Genomic DNA, 18,423 nt, shown 5'->3' with positions numbered 1-18,423 from the left:
GGTACTCGGAATGCTATATTCCACATTCACCACACGAAAACAGAGGGTCAGAGTGTACCAGGAAACTAGCTGGCAATACGTGGGAAATTGACCCGTTACTTAACCGATTGAAAGAACGGTATGATAACGAGAACTACGACACGCCCGTAACAATCCCCAGTCGGCCGAATTGCACACACACTCCGATTCCTCCCGATATGTCCGAAGACGACTCACAAAGCCGCTGAATTCGCGGGACCATAGTGTTTATTGGGTGCCACTGAAGTTTGTTTAAGTATCAAGATGGCACAGACGGGATCCTTACCAAATACGCTCGAAGACACGGTGACCCTCAGCCGCGAGCTTCGGGAAGAAGGACAGATCGACGGGCAGGTAAAACTCTACAATGTTGATGACGACGACGAGTTCGAGTCTGACGCAGCACTCTTTTTCGAACGGACGCTGATGACTCAGGGCCTTCGAGAGGCCCTCTCGATTCTTCGTGATTCCTTGACTGGGGACGACCCGCGAGGCACGCACATCCTCTATGGCCCGTACGGCAGTGGGAAGTCTCACCAGATGGTGGCGCTGTACCACTGTTTCGATGATCCCGACGCCGCGGGTGCGTGGGCAAGTGATTCGGTTGAAGGGTTCGACGCTGCGCTTCCGGAGTCGGCGACGCCGATCACGGTTGCGATGCAGAACGAGCAGTACGAATACCTCTGGGAACCGTTCTTCGAGGCGCTTGATTACGATCCCGGAACGTTCGAGTCGGGCGGCTATCCCGATATGCAGACGATTCAGGAGGCCGTCGGCGACACCACTGTCGCATTCTTCGTGGACGAATTGGAGGACTGGTTTGATACGCTTCAGGGTGATCGAAAGAGCGCAAACAAGGCATTCCTCCAGTCACTGCTCGAATCGACCGCGCTCTCGGATCTCGAACTCTACACCATCGTCTCTGTGCTCCGCGAAGGATCTGAGGTTCACGACATTCTGAATCGGGAACAGGCGGTCGAGGTCAACATGAACAACCAGGTGGACAAGCGCGAGGTCCTGCGCCACCGCCTGATCGACTCCGTAAACGAGAGTGCGGCCCGCGAGATCGTCAACGGGTACTTCGACGCGTATGACCAAGCAGACGGGCACGTCGATCTCCCCGACGACTTGCTGTCGGAGATGCACGATCTCTATCCGTTCCATCCTGTGCTTCTGGACGCGCTTGAGACACGCTACTACGCCGATGAGGGCAACCAGAACACGCGCGGGATGATCTACCTCTTCTCGAAGGTTCTCTTGCAGATGCAGGATCAGACGGACCTGATCACACACGGCGACATCGACGCCATCGAGTTCGAGGACGAACTGGCGAAAATCAACTACGAACGACTGAACGCCGCTACCGGTGACATCAAAAGTCGTGTTGACACGGATGAAGTGCCCCACGGTCGTCGCATCCTGAACACGATTCTCCTCTACTCGTTGAAGCCGAGCGAAGGCGAGGGTGCGGAGGTGTCGGAGATTGTGATGGGTGCCTACCAGACAGGTGACCTCGTTTCCGACGTCGTCCTCAACCTTGAACGATTGCACGGCGTTGCATGGCACCTCCACAAGCTGAACGGGAAGTACGCCATCCGTGACCGGCAGAACCCGAACGCACTCATCCGGAACGCAGCTGTGGATGTGTCGGAGACGTCGGCGAAGGCCGAGATTGCGGACTTCATCACGGATATCTTCGGCTCGAACGCGCACCCGGTCGGGTTCCGGACGAACGATATGCGGGACATTCCGGATGACCGTGAGGTGAAGGTCGTCGTGAAGGACGGCCAGTGGACCCAGGACGAGGTGAAGAAGGTCATCACGAACGACGGTCGCGGACGCGAGTGGCGCAATACACTCGTGTTCGTCCAGCCCTCGGGGACAAGGCCATCGAGTCCGGCACACGGTACATCGACAAGGCGCGGTACATTGAGGGCGCGCGACAGGTACTCGCCGACGAGTCTCTCGACGACGAAATCCGCACCTCGATTCGCAGTATGATGGAGCAGGAGGAGAACGAACTCCGTGAAGAGCTTCAACTCCTGTACGGCGATGTGATCGACGGCGACAATCTGATGGACGATGACGAGTGGGCGAAAGTGGAGCCGATGGATCTCGATGTGTTCGTCCTCGACGAGGCGGAACTCGACGCCTCGAACATTGCGGACTCTGCGGCAGCTGACCCGTTCGACCTCCAGTCGCACGTCTGGGACATCGCCGAGGACCTTCTGGAGCGACGTGGGGAAATCTCGGTCGAGGACATCTACGAGCAGTTCCTCCGTGACCCGGAGCTCCCGATTCCCGGCAGCGCCAACGACGTGTTGAACGCGACCGTCGAAGCGCTCGACGGCAAGCCGGTACTTGCCCGTGACACCGGCGGGTTCCGCGACGACCTTTCGGGAAGCTCGCTGGACACTGTACTCGTTCAGCAGGACGACGTGGACGTGTGGGGCGTCGATGACGCTGAGCAGGAGCTCCGCCAGCGCTTCGGGAGCGGGACAACTGCACTCGACATCGGCGACTTCGAACTGGAACTCGTCGAAGACGGCGAGATCTGGATCGACGGCGACAGCCACGACGTCGTGATGCGGGCTATCGGCCGGCTCGCCCGTGAGGACCAGTACGTCATCGTGAAAGGGAACGAGATTCTCGACAAGCCGCAGTCCGACGCGACGCTCCGCGACGTCGGCGGTGCGGAGGTCGTCGGTGCGTCGTCCCTCGTGGATCGTATCGAGAAGCATATCGACGACGATGGGTACGCCAATCTCGACACGATCATCGGGGAGGTTCGGTCGGACGAAGCGGTGTTCCTGCCGCCGGACGAAACTGAATCGGTTGCTCGTGAGGCGGTCAACGAGTTCCTCGTCGACGACTACGTACTGGAGGCCGGCGGTCGGTATCTCGGATCGCTCGGCGACCGGGAGCCGACAACAGTCAAGATCGTCCCAACGGTCTCCGACCGAATCGGTGACCAGATTCTGGCGTACATCGAGGACTTAGAATCGGGTGACCAGTTCACGGTCAATAAGGTCACCGACCGCTTCGACGACAGCGTCACCGAGTACATGGTACGGACGTTCTTGCTGGAGAACATCGGGAAGGACGAGGAACCGGAGTACGTCGTCAACACGACTGGGTCGGACAAGGCCACCGACTGGGTGCCTGGGTATCCGTTCCGGAAGGCTGACACAGAGGCTGATACGTGGCGCTTCGAGTACAACGGCGACGACGTTGCCGCGATGCGGAGCAAGTGGCGGAACAACCACCAGACGGGGAGCGTCGAGTACGGCGACGTCACCTTCATGCTACCCGACAGGGAGGGTGTTCCCGGTGCTCTTCAGGGGACCGCCGACGTCGAGCGGACGCAGGTCAGCTTGACGTTGCGGTCCGAACAGGACTACACGAAGGTACAGGACCTGTTTGAGCGGATGCCGGAAGAGGCGTCGAGCCTAAAGATCGAGATCAGCTTCCAGAAGTAGTTCTGCTTCTCCTACTGGTCGGTGTCAGCGTTTCTGATTATGGCTTCGACGAGGACTTCGTCACCGTCCGTCTCATCCAGCATATTCCTCAGGACGGTTCCCCGATTAGTGCTGGCTGAGGTCTCCCTTGTGGGAGATTGATCAAGATCACTCAGATCACCCTCACCAGTAAACTGCAACAAAACTCACCTCTAGATAATTTCGATTGGACGTGTTTGAGTCGGAATCTGCAACCCCTTCCTCGTTATTGATGATTCTGGATCTTCGCTGAGCAAGGGTATCACGGTCTAAGTTCACGTCTGCGTCGTCCTCCACCACTTGAGTTAGCTCCCTCAGCAACCGGGTTTCAAGTTCAAAATTCGACTCATCCGGTTGTATTGTTGTTTCACTATATGCGGTGACCAATAACTCTTCGCGGCGATCTGAAGACAGACTCAGATTCCCATCTTCCTCAATGTAATCAAAGTACTGGTTGTGATGTTCCCTTACGATATCATCGGGATCATCTTCTTCTAACCCGGCAGTATCGAACTCCTCTTTCGCTTGTGAAAATGCAGCATCAATAACGGAACTCAATTGATTCCCAATCGGTTTCGAGATACTTTTGATAACGCGAGTCAACTTAATTGGATCCCAGTCCTTCTGAATCTGCGCTTCGGATACTCTAACGTACGCTGTAAACTCGTTTTCCTCGTATAAGAACTGGCTAGGCTCTTGCCAAAGCATCTCTGGGTCCAGAGTACCAGCAATCCAGAGACTTTCAGCATCTTCCCTGTCTCCATTCTCATCTTTGTCTTGAATTGCACCGTCAACCAATACATAATCCTCTAATTCACCAACGACGGGGATTTGATCTCCAAAAAGTGAGCCCATCAACTCGATAGCCTGCTTCTCTTGATTATCAAACTCGTATTCAGCGTCTTCAGCAACATCAATCAGATATTGGAATGCTTTGTAGTAGTGGAATAACTCATGACCAGAAAATTCTACATCTACCTCCAAGAGACCTCCTTTAGAGAGGTTAGATACGGAGACTCCTGACTTAGTATCCTTCTCGGTCAACTGGAGATGGGGAGATGTTTCAGCATATAATTCATCGAATTTAGACTCGATCTGAGACCGACGAACAACTTCCTCAGTATCTCTATCGACACTCACTGTCTCACGACTCGCACTTCCGCCCCCAACAACCGGGAGATGTGAAAGAGCAGCTTTCAGTCGAAACCTCCACCGCTTTCGATTCTCTGTCATATCAATATCTGTGCGAGCCTCTGTTACTTCCCGCGTCAACGAGGCTAACAAGCTGACTACACTCACTTCGTCAAGATATATGAACTCGCGCAGAGGCAACTCACCTTCATCTTCGCTCTCTGATGTCAGGAAAGAGGGGACCCACATTGGCATATCAGGCATTGTTCTCCTTACCCCCGGATTCATTTTGCTTCCCACGTCGTGATCGTTCGATCCGTCTTAATGCTAGTGCCAAATCTTCCGGTATAATCGTTGTTCGGCTGTCCTTTACACCCGAAACTGCTGCATCATTCAACAGTCGCTTTAATTCAGCACCGGTCCATTCTTCGGTCTCCTCTGCAATTCCGGTGAAGTCGACGGAATCTGCGACATTCATTTCCTCCTGTTCTGAGACGGTTTCCAATATATCAACTCGGTCCTCCATTGGTAACTCAGAAGGGAATTCTACTTCACGGTCGAACCTACCCGGACGGCGTAATGCTTGATCAATATCCTCCGGACGGTTTGTCGCAGCGATAACAATCACATCTTCGAATTCATCGAACCCATCCATCACCGTCAACAGTTGAGTTACAATTCGACGGTTGACCTCTCTTGACCCTTCCCGCGAAGAGGCAATGCTTTCTATTTCGTCAATGAATATTATTGATGGCCCGTCTCTCTGACTAGCATCCTCAAAGATCCGCCGAATTTCTCGTTCACTTTCTCCATACCATCTGCTAAGCACTTCAGGACCATTTATATTATAGAACGTTCCGTCTTCTAGACTATCAGCAACAGCCCTTGCGAACAGCGTCTTACCTGTTCCTGGTGGTCCGTGGAATAGAACACCGGTTGGAGGATCTGCTCCGATCTCGCTAAACTCGTCGCTTTTGCTTAATGGCAATTCGACTACCTCTTTAACTCGTTCCTTGATGGTTTCTAACCCACCAATATCGTCGAAAGAATTGTCCGGATTCTCTGTTCGGTAGCGACTTAAATCGGAAGATTCGCTCGAAGAATCAAATGTTGGTGGGTCAATATCCTCAATCTTACCCAGCACTCTTCCAGAAGTAGAATCCAATTCAATAGTGTCCTCAACACGTAGATCCAATTCATCGGGATAGAACACGCTGAGATGTGTATTCTCTGTCTGAACAATTATTTTCTCAGAAGATACTCGCTTGACGACTCCGACTAAGTTTCCTGAATCAGATCCATCTGGTTGGATCACCTCCACCGCATTGATCTGTTCTTCATCAAGCCGCACCGTTGCTCCGGGAGATGGATCTTCCCCCGTGTCATTGTACACTAGAATTGTGTTCTGATTGCCAAATGCGACTACCAGTTCGTTTCCATCTTCAACGACATCCTTCACAGTGAGAATTAGATTATCAACCATCGTTCTCTCGGAGTCTGTATACCGCGAACTGACACTCGAACGTGATAACAGTTCCCTGTATCGCTAAATTCCTCTTGAAAGCTAGAACAGCGTACACTACGAAAGAACTTCCACTGATCCCGACGTGGTTGATTTCAAGACTACGTTCAATTGCTTTCGTCCGTCTCTCAGTTGCTTTATCTGAGTATTAGAGATACTGCCGAACAATGGGTAGAGTTCTCGCTGGAGCTGTTTGTTGGTGGAAAGAACGCACACTTATGGGGTTCCTGCGTTATCGCTTCTACATACTGAATAATGTCTGAGCAATCTGGATCTTCACAGGGTCGGCAGGAGCGGACGGAACTCCCCATCGAACGCGGGTTCCCCATCGAGCGCGTGAACGAGTTGGCGGAACGAGAGGGGCGAGCGAAGATGTACTACCGTCCTATTTACACAATGCACAAGTGGTGGGCCCGTCGCCTGGGGTGTGTTTTCCGTGCAATCTCGCTCTACTCTCTTCTTCACGATCCAGATACAGTGGATGTGTTTGAGCCAGGTAATAACGGGGAGACGCTTGCGAACTGGAATGACGATGGTTCCAGTGAGTTAGATATCGCTTCCATCCTTGACCGCGTTGATATGGCAGACCCTGAGAGCCTCTGGGAGCTCTACCCCAAGGATGTCCGCGTCGAGGACAAGAAGATTCTCGACCCATTCATGGGTGGCGGCACGTCGCTCGTTGAGGCGTCGCGCTTCGGCGCTGAAGTCGTCGGCAATGACCTGAACCCTGTCGCGTGGTTCGTCACGAAGAAAGAACTCGAAGCTGGCCAAACCGACGTCGAAGAGCTTGAGGAAGCATTCGAGCAGGTGAAGGAGGACGTCGCGGACGAGATCACGGAGTACTACAAAACGCCCTGCCCGAACGGCGACCACGACGCCGACGTGATGTACAATTTCTGGGTGAAAGAATTGGACTGCGTTTCATGCGGGCACACGGTTCCACTATTCAAGGACTATCGCGTGGCGAAGGGACGCTACGAGAATGATGACAAATACAACGTTCTGTGCCCGGGCTGTGGGGCGGTGACTCTCGTGGACGACTGGCAGTCAGAGAGCCTTTGCGATGCTTGTGGCCATAGTTTCATTCCGAAGAACGGGAATGTATCTCGAGGAGGGAAGTACAACTGCCCTGACTGTGGACAGAAGTACGCAATCACGGATGCTATCCAAGAACAGGGTTCACCAGACCTCCGTCTGTACGCGGTCGAATACTTCTGCGAACACTGTGAGACCGCCGGTGAAGAGCGAAGTGAGTATAAAGGATACAAACGTGTTGAAGAGGCAGATATCGATCTTCTAGACGAAGCAATCGAAGAGTGGGAAAGTAGCGACGACCTCCATGAGTACGTTCCTGGCGAAAAAATCCCAGAAGGAGCGATTACTGCGTCATCTGAACTGGCTGGAAATGATGTCTTTGACCACGGATACGAGTACTGGACCGATATGCACAACGAGCGCCAGCTACTCTCGGTTGCGAAGATTATGCGGTCTATCGAAGATATAGACCCCTCACTGCGGGACTACCTTCTCTTGGCTCTAACAGACTCACTCATGTTCCAAAACATGTTCTGTATCTACAACCAACCTGCGAACAAGATTGAGGGCGTTTTTCGAATGAATTCGTTCGTGCCGACTTCAGAAGCCATCGAAAATAACGTCTGGGGTGCTTCAGCAGGCCGAGGTACGTTCTCAAACTCTGTCGATAAAGTGTTGAGAGGAGTTGAGTATGGGGCTTCTCCGACAGAACGATTCATCGAAGATGGGGAAACTCAAGAGACGGGAAAGTTCGCACAGCCAATTGGTGAGGAGTCCACTCTTTATCAAGGCGATATGCGGAACCTCGATTTCGAGGACGAATTTGACGCAGTAATTACTGACCCACCATACTACGACAATATCATCTACTCGGAGGTCTCAGACTATTTTTACGTCTGGCAGAAGATTTTGCTTGAAGATGAATACCCTGGGTTCGATCAAGACCAGACGCCTCGTGCCGAGTCAATCGTAACTAACCCGTATCTGGACAAGACTGCCGAGGACTTCGAAACTGAGATTGGGCAAGCCTTCGCTGTAATCCGACGGGCGTTAAAAGACGATGGGGTGCTAGCATTCACTTACCACCACTCTGACTCAGAGTCGTGGGGCGAATTGCTTGCCTCGCTATGTGCTAACGGATTCGAGGTTACAGCGACGTATCCAATTAGTGCAGACTCTAATAAATTCATCACGGGTGAAGCAGTCTCATTCGACATCACCGTCGTCGCCCGACCCATCGACGACACCGAGCCAGCCTCGTGGAACTCCCTCCGCCGCGACATCTACCGTACGGCCCGCCGTACCCGCACCCAACTCGAAGAGAACCGTGACCTCTCCCGTGGCGACATTGGCGTGATGGAGATGGGCGCGTGTTTCCGTGAGTACTCCAAGCACCACGGGAAGGTGCAGCGTGACGGCGAGATTATGGACGCGAAGGATGTCGTCCAAGAAATCTATGGCATCATCCAGGAGGCCAGCGATATCGGCGTCGAGGACGTGTTCATCGACTTGCTCGACACGCCCGACGTCTCCTACGATGACGTCAACAAGCTCTGTCGCGGGACGAATGCCACCCCGGAGGATCTCAAGGAGACGCGCCTGTACAACCAGGACGACGGCTTCGAACTCGGCACCTGGGACAACGAGAAGCGCCAAGCGTACATTCAGGAGCGCGTCAACGGCGACGGCGGCGACCACCTCTCGAACCTTGACAAGCTCCAGTTCCTCCGCTACCGCTACGAGAAGGGGCAGGCAGTCCAGAACTACGTCGAGAAGTGGGACGTCGATGACGACCTGCGCGAACTCGCGGGACGGCTCGCCGACGTGACCGGCGATGACACGTACACGCGGGTGCTTGGAGATCGGGACATCACGAGCTACTGATTGGACGTTTACCTACGTTCCCCCGCTTCACGACCGTGGTATGATCGACGCCCTACGGTGGGGCGACACAATCAGTAAACGGAACGCTCAAGAAACAATAAGGAATAGTTTCGAGTAATCTGTGCGTCCATTTCGTGCCGGCGAAGCAGCCTACGAACGATCCATCGCAATCGATGCGAGTACTATCGGTGACATCACTATCACCGTTGCCGTCAGTGCGAATCGTACTGATGAGCTGGCTATTCTGGACAGTATCTATACTGCGGCCCAAGGATACCCGTTCTTTCCCTTCCGAGACAAATCGCACGACTTGACGTACGAAGACAGCATTGGATTCTTCGAGACAGTCGTTCAGGACAACAGCCAGTATCTAAAGGCCACGACTCATCTCGGACGAGACGGTTCTGATCCTGAGCGTGTTGAGGCAGTCCAATCTGCTGTTCTCGCTGAACAGGTGGGAGTCGAAGATGCACTCGTGATTCTCGACGGTAACGAGGACAAGGCAGAGCGGTTTGGGCGGGCAATCACAGGAATCTCAGGTAGCTGTCCACCGATGGCTACCTGTATCCAGTCAGAACTGTATTATCCTACATCCCTGCTCGCCGACCTCTGTGCGAGTCATCTTGCATACCAGATCGACCATCCTCGCCACTGTTCTGAGGTGACGCCGACTGCCCCAGTGACCAAAGAGGAATTCAACCATCTCTGGGGGCCCGCATACAACGAGATCGTGAACTCCTCTACGCCCGTATACACCGAGCCAATTGAGCACCGGAGAGCCGAAACCGTTCCAACCCGGATGACCTGTTGGTTCGAGGGTGTGATGGGCGGCGGTGAACCAGTTCAGTTCGAATCCTCTGTCCGGCCAATTGTGCAGTATGCTCGGAGAGAAGGCTATGAAGAACTCGCTACCCGTCTCTCTGAAGTGTAGAAGTCAGGTGCGTTTCCTGTGCCCACGTCCGTCTTCGACGCCTATTGGCTTGCGCCGCCAAGCTTGCGGGCCATGGTCACACAGGCTCCACGCAGCACCTCTGCGCTCAACTCTACCTACTATACGCCAGCATATAGAACTTTGGATGGCTTACCAAGATACGCTGTTGGAGCGAATACCACCCCGGGAACATTCTATCTTCTCTGAACACACGACCATATGGAATCGGGAAAGAAGTCGTTGGAGGAACTGACGACGGCAGGGGTATTCCACGTTCCGGAGTATCAGCGCTACTACTCGTGGACTGAACCGGAGTGGGATGACCTCTGGACAGATCTCTACACGCTTCCCCCGGACAAACAGCACTACTTCGGAACGATCATCATCCAGAAGACGGACGAAACGGAAAGTGGTGGGAGTACCGGTGGCTACGGCTCCTCGAGAGAAAAACCCATCAACCTCCTTATCGACGGCCAACAACGTCTCACCTCGCTTGCGCTGCTGGTTCGCTCGATGACGGAGTGCCTGGAGGAAATCGCACCGGAGACGGATCACGAGGCCGAGATACTCGCCGACGTCGAAGAGATGCGCGAGACACTTCTCGTTGAGGACAACATCTACCAGCTCCAGCTCCTCGATGAGGAGGACAACAAGTACCTCGAATGGCTACTCACGGGCCACGACGTTCACGAACCGGACCGCCCGTCTCAGCGAAAGATGATCGAGGCGAAGGAATACTTTGACGACCAACTCGACGATCTCACCGCATCCCCCGATGTCGATCCCGTGGACGTCGCTACGGAACTCAAGCAACTCTGGGAAACCATCCTCGAACTCGAACTGATGGTGTACGTTGTTGACGCAGCCAATCCTGAGAAGGCGACGCTCATCTTCGATAGCGTCAACGACCGAGGTCGGTCGCTCTCTACGTTCGATAAGACGAAGTCGTTCTTGATGCGGATGGCATACCTCGCTGCGGATACTGAGAGCGAAGCACAAGCAACCATCCGCCGAATCCGACAATCGTTCGGGGAGATGTACAACGACCACCAGACGATGCTGGAGTCACCGTACGTCACCGATATTAGCGATGATGCAGTCCAGCGCTACCATTTCATTTCGTATTTTGACTGGTCGAACTCCGACGAGTACAGTGATCCCGCCTTCCTTAGCGAGCTGAAAGAGCACATCCGCAAGCTTCGACAGGAAGATCCACGAGCGTGCTTGGAATACATCAAAGACTACACCAACAGCTTGGAACGCGGATTCAACGCGTTATCGAAGGTGTTAGACTGTACCGGTGATGACGAAATTTCGACCCTCGTCCAGCGGATACACCGCCTCCGTCACGCGACGAAGTTCTACCCGTTGCTCCTCAAAGCGTGGCCGAATCTTGATGACGATGGCAGGCGGGAGCTCCTGAACGCGATTGAGACGTACATCTTCCGCGTCTACTCGATTGGTAACCATCGAAGTCACACGGGTGAGTCCAGCCTCTACGTCCGCACGCGAAACATCAGCGAAGACAGTCCAGCCGATATCTGGGTGAGCCAAAGTCGTCTCCCTAATGAATCGATACGAGGACGACTCACAGTTTCGACGATCCCTTTCAGCCGCGGATCTGTACTCGAAAGCGAGCTCGCAGGACCTTCGGTATCTCTTCTACTTCTACAACGAACACCGAGCTGACGAGAAGGGTGAGCGCGGTGGACCATCGCTCACGGAAGCGATGAGCAACGAATACACGGTCGAACACATTTGGCCACAGAGTCCCGACGAACTACCCCTCGAGGATGCCGACGAGTATCCCAGTCCTGAAGCGCGGTACGACGCATATGTTGATCGACTCGGGAATCTCACGCTTGCGAGCAGACCGTGGAACTCGAAGTGGGGGAACGCTACATTCGAGACCAAGTGTGATGAGGGATACGTGGAGTCGAAGCTCTGGGTGCAATGGGATATCCAGAACAACTACGACGAGTGGTCTGTAGAAAACATCGAGCACCGCGAGGAGACGATAATCGACTTTGTCCTCGACGAATGGGCGACGCCCGAGACACGGCTTGGAGACGTTGAAGAGCCGGCGGACGCGATTGACCGGCTTACGAAGGAGGAACAGTTCGTTCTCAAGGCACTCCGCCAGAACACTGGTGCGGCGGTCCGTCGTGTTATCCACGGGGACGCGACCGAGCTTCCAGACTCACCGTTCGAAGAACCAAACTCGAACGGCACAGAACGAAACGAGGTAGGTTCGATTCTTAGCCGTCTCCAGAACGTTGGCCTCGCTGAGCAGAACAAGCATACTTGGTCGCCCACCGACGAGGCGCTTGGCAGTGGTCTCCCGACCTAACGCCCAACTACCGCGGTCGGTATAACTCACTTCGACGCGTTAACTCCCTGTAAGACCTCCGACGTGACGATTGAGGTACCGCACCCCTTTTTGACCCCTCGGCAACGTGCTATAGGTAATGGCAGGCCCCGGACAGATACCCGGACAGTACAATCTCGTCATCGAAGATGCCTATGAGACCTTCGAACACCAGATCCCCGTGAAGGAGTTCCTCCAGCGGCTCAAGAAAGATAACGTGCCCGAGAAAGTGAGTGTCGTCGGACTCGCGGATGCCCTGAGTGACGAGGATCTGGCGAACGAACTCGCCCGTGAGATGGATCAACGTGCGAACGATTTGGAGTATCAAAGTCCCACGATACAGTTCGTCGTCGAAGGGTCGTTTCATCGAAGCGGGAAGACCTACGACCTTCGGTACGATGACGAACTCTACTCGCTCCAGCAGGTCTTTGGTCCACAACTCGAACGGAAAGAAGGTGGAGAGTGGCTCGTCGCGCCGTTTTAGTCCTCAGAATCGGTTATCACCCTGTACGTAGTCCGGGCGTACTATTTCGAGAAGGGGCGCAGAATTGACCGCACCTATTCAGTGTGGTCTTTGAGGGTTCTACTCCGGGTAGTCCCTTTCAAAGCCTGCAGTACTCGCTCTTCGACGGCGTCGCAGGCGTCGGTGTCCACAACAGAGTATCCGTCCTCTCCGCTCCTGATCTTCTCTATGAATGCCCTTCTGAATGCAGCTTTCACTGAGGGGTATTCGATTATCGGATCGTAGTGTCGGTCGAAGGTATCGTAAAGCGACAACAATGATTCGAGAGGGAGGAATGCAACTGGGATATCTCCCGTCTCCACATCTTCACTCTGCTCGAACCACTCCTGTACACGAGAGGCGACATAGGGGAATTGACCTTCTCGAAATTTGTTCGAGACGAAGAGGTGGGCGTCCAGGTTTTCGTCATCTGAGAGCGAAACTGAGAGAGCACCGCCGAGGTTTTCCGTAACCATATACCAAGCAGCTTTGTTTTTCTCACCGGCATCGAGATCGTATCCCTTCTTTGTGTAGGTGAGTTTCGGGTCGTAACTTGCGATGAAGTAACCGTCGTCTTCAGGAATTACGAGACAGCCATCTGTTTCTGTCTCTCCTTCTCGACCCCACCGCTCGGTGAAGAGGAACATAAATTTCAGGAGATAGAACACGTCCCGTTCAAACTCGTTGTAATCGTAATCCTCCTTCAGTTCCTCCCGCTCCTCCTGTGAGAGGTCGTCGAATTCGCCTGCTGCACCGCGCTGATGTAGGTCCTGAAGGCGTTCGAACGCTTCGTCCGCCCGACCAATAATTCGGTTTCTGAACTGGGATTTGCTGTCACGAATCGCTGAGGTAAGAAGATCCTCTGGAGAATCAGTCATCAACAGGTCGTGTAGGTCAATAGTCCCGAAGTGTTCTCGCCCGTTGAGATACGCTTTCCCGTAAACGACGAGAACCGAGTTTAGCAGGTATTGATTAATTCGTCGAGGAAGGCGGCCGTTTCCGAGACAATAGTTGATGTACTCATATCGGTGTGTGTTGGCTTCTTTTCCTGCACTCGCCACTTCCTGGAATGTGGCTCGGATGTAGTCGTTGTGTTTCGTCTCATACGCATCGATTGAGACGTCCAAGAAGTTGATACCATTATCTGAAAGCGTATCACGGATCTCTTTTAGCGACTCAAATGCTGCTTCATGGATCGCCTCATCGTCAACGCTGACCTCCCGTCGGATGTCGTCCCTGAAGCTATCACCTTCACATTCGTCGCACTTGTCCGGCTTTTCTTCCTCATACACCTCGTGACAGCGATAGCACTCAAATGTGTCAATCTCGGCTACGTCGATGAATTCGTTCAGAAGTGACTGCTCTTCTTCCGGTAAATCCTCGAAATATCGGTTATACGTCTCAACTGCCCCAGTGAGAATCTGGTGGAAGATGTATGAATCTCGTAGCTGGACGTCATATGGATAGATGCTATCGAACGAGATGCCCAGTTTGTCCTCGATCAGTAATCGAATTGCCTCCTTTTCTGACTCGGGCAGGTACCGATCCTGGATCTCAAAGTAAAATCCTGTTTCTTCACGCTCTACTTTCAGCTCGACCTTCTTCCCCGTCTTGTTGTGGTTGAAGCCGAGATGGGATAGTTCGGATAAGCTCTGTAGATCGACTAGTTCCTGAAAGACGGCCTCTGAGTTGAGGTCATTTCGAACACCCGTAGGGTTGCTGAGGGAGAGGGACGATCCATCGGGGAGATAGGTTCGTTGGAACTCTACCTCGGTGAGTGTGAGCGCTTCAATCTCATCGTTGAAGATCGACGCAAGTCCATCAATGACCTCCTGAGTCGTTTGAGATCGTTCTATTCTGTCAACTCCATCACTATCCGTAAAGGTCTTTGAGAATTTCTTGATTCGATTCTTTGCACCTCGTACCTCTACCTCACCGCCACCATTTTTCCGAACGAATAGTGGGTGGGCGCGCTCGAACAGTCGACTTCGGACACGGTCGTCTTCCCGAGTGGTCACACGAACCTCTTTGCTCGGCCACACCAGTGTAAAACCGTCAATCAACTCTTCGACGAAGAGACCCTCATCTTCGAGTCGTCGGAGTTCGTCCTCGAAGTTAGTTTCCACCTGGAAACCGTTGCCACCGCTGCTCTTTTGAGCCCATTTTTCTTCTGCCCAGATGGTGAGTAGAAGCTGTTGTGCACGATCTGGCGATTGGTCGTTTAATTCTGCGAGTAGGTCGTCGACTGACTCAAACCGGGAGTCAATCCGTTTCGTTCGCCCAACGTAGAAGTCCGATACGAGATTTTCAAGCGTCCGTTCTGACTCCGGGATTTTATCATACTTCTTCCCGAGCAGCAGACCCCAGAACCCGTCATCGTTCGAAAGAGGGTCATGTGATGTCATCTCGTTACTCATTCAACTATTTGATTAGTGTGAAACCAGGTATAAAGAGACTGTCGGACGGAACTACTGTTCAGAGCAGTTTCAGCGGTCCTTCCTTCTCCACTTCATCGGAACCGTTCTGGAGGAAGTAGAGGTCGATCCACTCCTGTCCGTGCTCGCGGCAGAACACCGGTACACACGTCGTCGTATGCTCGTAGCGCTGTTCACAGCGCGTCTCGATCTGTTCTCGCGTCCAGTCACCGTCCTGCTCTAGGTCGTACCGATTGCGAACTTCCCACGAGTGTTCGTCGGCGGCGGCTTTGAGGACGCGGAGCGAGAAGTCCCGAGTATCCTTGAACGTGAACGGACCGCTCATCGACGTTGCTTCGCTCAGGGCAGTCTCTTCGACGCCGTCGAGACACAGGCGATTCTCTGCGACGGCGCGGAAGGCTTCGAGTTCAGCAGATTTCTCGACGAGGACGTCGTGTAGGTAGCTGTGGACGACATTGCCGTATCCGTCCAGAGTGAACGACTGCTCGGGTGAGACGATCTGCAGTTCGGCTCCGGTCTGAGCGACGCGGCGACGCTTCGGTTCGAGTAGCGGACACAGGAATGCGAGCCGGTCAGCGTGCAGGAGGTAGGCGTAGCTGAACAACCGAGACCGAGACGGCGATTCCTTCACCGGATCGTGGCCTTCCGCGTAATACTTCGAGTCCAGTACAGCTAGTGTCTGGTCGCCCTCCTGTAGCGCGTGGTCCGGTTCGTGGTAGATCTGGCCCTCACCCTCAAACGGGTTCACGGACGGTGATCGGACAGGCGTCACGTCGTCGAGGCCGCCGAGGTGGTCGTAGGACTTGATATACGAGAGCTCCCGCTCAATGACGACCTGGGAGTACTGCTCGAACAGCGACTCCATATTCAAAACGTAGTCCACGACCAGTTCTCGCGGGCCGTCTCGGAGTTGCTGGCCGAGTGACGACGACATCACCGCTTTGGCAACGTCGAACGCCTTCTGGTAGTACCGGCGTTGCTTCGGGAGGTCGGTAAGTGAGAGACGTCGATACGCGTCCATCCGGTCTAATCCGCTGCTAACACCCATACTCTCCAGGCGCTCCACCTCTCGGTGAACCTCTGAGAAGATACGGTCGTATGCAGGGTGGTCGTTCTCGTGGGAGTTCTGCCGAAAGAGCCGAAGCAGCGTCTTCCCCGCGTAGTGGAGTAGCGAGTTCGCGGCGTTGTCGTACTCGGTCTCGTTGCGGATCCAATGTGGCTCCAGCGTCCCCCGTGCGTGGTTCATAAGCGTCTGTTCGACGTCGATTTCTCCCCGACCGTCCAGACTGTCGAGCCGTCGGATAACCAAGTCGCGGATGTACCCCTGCCGGTGGATCGTCTCTAACCCATCGAGGTAGTTGATCGCCAGCACGACGAAGACATCGTCGAGATGGATGTCATCGGAGAGGAAGTCCTGTAGCGGGATCCCGTGGTATTCGATGGAGCGGTTCTGGTCGTAGACCGCCAGCAGCATATCGAAGATGTGCTCCCAGTCGATCTTCGGATCGACCTGGACCTTTGACGACGGTGTGAGGCTCACGACGCCAATAATGTCCGTCGCTTCGACGTGGAGGACCTCGTTCTCGTCGCCGTCTACGGTGACCGTGACGACTTCGTACTCCTGCTCGCCGTCGAGTGCTGCTTGACTCTTCGTGAAGACGCCGGGACTCTGCTGTGTGAAAGATGCGCGACGAAGTTGGTCCCCGATGGACGACGGACAGCCCTCTATCCGGATTTCCCCGCGTTCGGGGATATTGAAGGTGTCCTGCCCGTACTCGTAGACTTCGTCAACGGTGCTCATTACTCGTAGGAGCCCATCTGGCGTCGTTCCTGTTCGAGTTCCCGTTCGGCGAGCTCAGCCGCAGGGGCGAGATCGAACTCCTCGAATTCGCCGTTCATCGCGCGGTAGTGTTCCGCGATTCGCTCAATCTGCGGGAATGCGGCGGCGTTCAGGAGTCGCGGAACGATGTACGTCCGGAACGCCTGTCCGACCGCATCTGTCTGGTCATACTCGTACACTCCGCCTTCTCGACAGCCGACGCCAAGGAAGACGGCGACGTCGCGATAGTGCATCGGGCCGAAGCGCATAATCGACCCTTGCGACGTCGATTCGTGGCCGTGGTTGATCCCCTGATAGTCCCGCTCGAACAGACGGAGAATCTCGCTTTCGCCGAGGTCCGTGTGGTCGGTAACGTGCGTGGTGATCCAGTCTTTGAACAGCTGTCGGCGCTTGTCCTCCTCGTACTCGTCCAACTCGATCATGGCGAACCGGCGGGTGATCGCGTTGTCGAGTTCGTTCACCGTCCGGTCGGACATGTTCATCGTACAGATGATGTTCACCCGCTCGTCCAGTTCAATGGTCTCACCCTCGTCGGTCTCGAAGATGGTCTGATGGGGATTCTCGATGGCGGTGTACAATGGGCCGAAAATCTTCGAGATGTCGGCTCGCGTGATCTCGTCGAGGATGACGCCGTACTCGACGTCGAATTGGCGGGCACGCTGAACGGCTTCAGACACGCAGCCGAGTTTCGTCCGGTAGCTTAGGGAGTCACCGGTGTAGTCCGGGCTGATGCCGCCGATGATGTCCGACGGCGTCCACGAGGGGGTCGCAGTGTTGAGCGCGTACCCGATACCGGTCTCACGGGCGAGCTGCTTGGCGAAGGTCGTCTTCCCTGTTCCGGTCGGTCCGTACAGGACGACGGGCTTCCCGGCTTCAAGGGCGACTTTGGCGTTGCGTTCGACATCTTTCGGAACGAGTATCTCTTCGGGCGTTTCGTCACCGCGGAGACTTACGACGCGCTTGAGGCGGTCTGAAGCCAGCGGTGACTCAAGCACAGCACGTCGAATCCGACCCAGACCACGTTCACCGTCGTGGACCACGTCGAGTTTCTCGTCCTCGATCAAAAACTCCAGTACGTCTTCGCTCTCTGCATTCCGGATTGCTTCGACGACGTCGTCGGTTACACGGCGAAGAATTCCGACTTCGTCTTTCGCATCTTCAAGTGTATAATCGTCCGACGAGTCACTCATTGTCGAATACAGGTAGCCCGCAGTATATAAAATCCCATTCAAACCCCATTTTCGACCTGTTCGAGTGGTT

Annotated in this window: 10 protein-coding genes and 1 pseudogene; 6 read left to right on the top strand and 5 right to left on the bottom strand. The window is 54.3% G+C overall.

Annotated features, from left to right (window positions below; translation table 11 throughout):
* Positions 1-282 precede the first annotated feature (282 nt).
* Positions 283-3,497, top strand: a pseudogene (locus C2R22_RS22270) (DUF499 domain-containing protein).
* 162 nt (positions 3,498-3,659) lie between these two features.
* Here the strand turns inward: C2R22_RS22270 and C2R22_RS22265 are convergent.
* Positions 3,660-4,910 carry a DUF6414 family protein gene (locus C2R22_RS22265; RefSeq protein WP_162562620.1) on the bottom strand — a complete coding sequence of 417 codons (1,251 nt, stop codon included), beginning with the start codon at positions 4,908-4,910 and terminating at the stop codon, positions 3,660-3,662.
* Entirely contained in the window at positions 4,903-6,129 is a 1,227-nt protein-coding gene (locus C2R22_RS22260) for an ATP-binding protein (RefSeq protein WP_103427974.1), read from the bottom strand. Before C2R22_RS22260 ends, C2R22_RS22265 begins: the two co-directional genes overlap by 8 nt.
* Positions 6,130-6,423: 294 nt before the next feature.
* On the opposite strand from C2R22_RS22260, the gene C2R22_RS22255 reads away from it, so the two are divergent.
* The 5 genes from C2R22_RS22255 to C2R22_RS22240 all read left to right on the top strand — a co-directional run bounded on the left by C2R22_RS22255 (position 6,424) and on the right by C2R22_RS22240 (position 12,870).
* On the top strand, positions 6,424-9,087 hold the full coding sequence (locus C2R22_RS22255) for a DUF1156 domain-containing protein (RefSeq protein WP_103427973.1): 2,664 nt from the start codon (positions 6,424-6,426) through the stop codon (positions 9,085-9,087).
* A gap of 310 nt (positions 9,088-9,397) precedes the next feature.
* Positions 9,398-10,018: a hypothetical protein gene (locus C2R22_RS22250; protein WP_245903095.1), complete on the top strand. Its 621-nt coding sequence runs from the start codon at positions 9,398-9,400 to the stop codon at positions 10,016-10,018.
* Between the two features lie 219 nt (positions 10,019-10,237).
* The gene (locus C2R22_RS22245; RefSeq protein ID WP_245903094.1) at positions 10,238-11,707 is read left to right on the top strand and encodes a DUF262 domain-containing protein; all 1,470 of its coding nucleotides are present in this window, start codon (positions 10,238-10,240) and stop codon (positions 11,705-11,707) included.
* Entirely contained in the window at positions 11,640-12,368 is a 729-nt protein-coding gene (locus C2R22_RS26710; RefSeq protein WP_245903113.1) for an HNH endonuclease family protein, read from the top strand. Before C2R22_RS22245 ends, C2R22_RS26710 begins: the two co-directional genes overlap by 68 nt.
* A gap of 118 nt (positions 12,369-12,486) precedes the next feature.
* Complete coding sequence (locus C2R22_RS22240) at positions 12,487-12,870, top strand: hypothetical protein (RefSeq protein WP_103427971.1); 384 nt, start codon at positions 12,487-12,489, stop codon at positions 12,868-12,870.
* Positions 12,871-12,944: 74 nt separating this feature from the next.
* On the opposite strand, the gene C2R22_RS22235 is transcribed toward C2R22_RS22240, so the two are convergent.
* From C2R22_RS22235 to C2R22_RS22225, 3 genes are read right to left on the bottom strand one after another with little or no spacing between them, the layout of a single operon-like run.
* Complete coding sequence (locus C2R22_RS22235) at positions 12,945-15,305, bottom strand: type 2 periplasmic-binding domain-containing protein (RefSeq protein WP_103427970.1); 2,361 nt, start codon at positions 15,303-15,305, stop codon at positions 12,945-12,947.
* Positions 15,306-15,363: 58 nt separating this feature from the next.
* The gene (locus tag C2R22_RS22230; protein WP_103427969.1) at positions 15,364-17,124 is read right to left on the bottom strand and encodes a 5-methylcytosine restriction system specificity protein McrC; all 1,761 of its coding nucleotides are present in this window, start codon (positions 17,122-17,124) and stop codon (positions 15,364-15,366) included.
* Complete coding sequence (locus C2R22_RS22225; RefSeq protein ID WP_103427968.1) at positions 17,124-18,353, bottom strand: AAA family ATPase; 1,230 nt, start codon at positions 18,351-18,353, stop codon at positions 17,124-17,126. Before C2R22_RS22225 ends, C2R22_RS22230 begins: the two co-directional genes overlap by 1 nt.
* Between the last annotated feature and the right edge of the window lie 70 nt (positions 18,354-18,423).

It is taken from the genome of Salinigranum rubrum (assembly GCF_002906575.1).
GTDB classification, from domain to species: domain Archaea; phylum Halobacteriota; class Halobacteria; order Halobacteriales; family Haloferacaceae; genus Salinigranum; species Salinigranum rubrum.
This window is presented reverse-complemented; position numbering and strand designations above follow the sequence as displayed.